General features: G+C 57.2%; 1 protein-coding gene. It reads left to right on the top strand.

Features of this window, described 5'->3' with window-relative positions; all coding sequences use genetic code 11:
• The coding region (locus tag AC1DZU_RS35615) for a calcium-binding protein (protein WP_477292139.1) at positions 1-815 on the top strand (815 nt) is incomplete at both ends.

The raw sequence follows: 815 nt of genomic DNA, 5'->3' as shown, positions 1-815 counted from the left end.
GACGTGACAACGGAGGGTGTGAATGGAGGCACTGACGGAGTTCAGTCCTCGGTCACCTACACGCTCTCGGCCAATGTGGAGAAYCTGACCCTGACCGGGACTGGGAATATCAATGCCACCGGCAACGCTGATGGCAACACCCTAACTGGTAACACCGGTAACAACATCCTCAATGGGGCTGGCGGCGCCGACACGCTTGCTGGCGGTACCGGCAATGACACCTACGTCGTCGACAACGCAGGTGACGTGGTGAGCGAAGGCAACAACGCCGGGACGGATCTCGTCCAGTCGTCAATCACCTATTCACTGGCTGCCTTTGTGGATGTTGAGAACCTCACCCTAACGGGCACCGGCGACATCAACGCCACCGGCAACGCCAATGCCAACATTCTAACTGGCAACACCGGCAATAACATCCTCATTGGAGCTGGCGGCTTGGACACACTGATTGGTGGTGCTGGGAACGACACCTACATCATCGACAATGTCGGCAACGTGGTGACCGAAGCGGCGAGCGCAGGCACTGACCAGGTGTTAGCGTCGATCACCTACACCCTAGCGAACAATGTCGAAAACCTCATATTGACAGGGAATGCCAACATCAACGGTACCGGAAACACTCTGGTCAATACTCTCACCGGCAACGGTGGCGACAACGTTCTCAATGGAGGGACAGGTGCCGACACGCTGATTGGCGGTGCTGGGAACGACAGCTATGTCGTCGACAACATCGGCGACGTGACAACGGAGGGTGTGAATGGAGGCACTGACGGAGTTCAGTCCTCGGTCACCTACACGCTCTCGGCCAATGTGGA

Source organism: Mesorhizobium sp. P2_A12, assembly GCF_056405075.1.
Note: the sequence above shows the minus strand (reverse complement) of the source record. Positions and strands in the feature narration are given on the sequence as shown.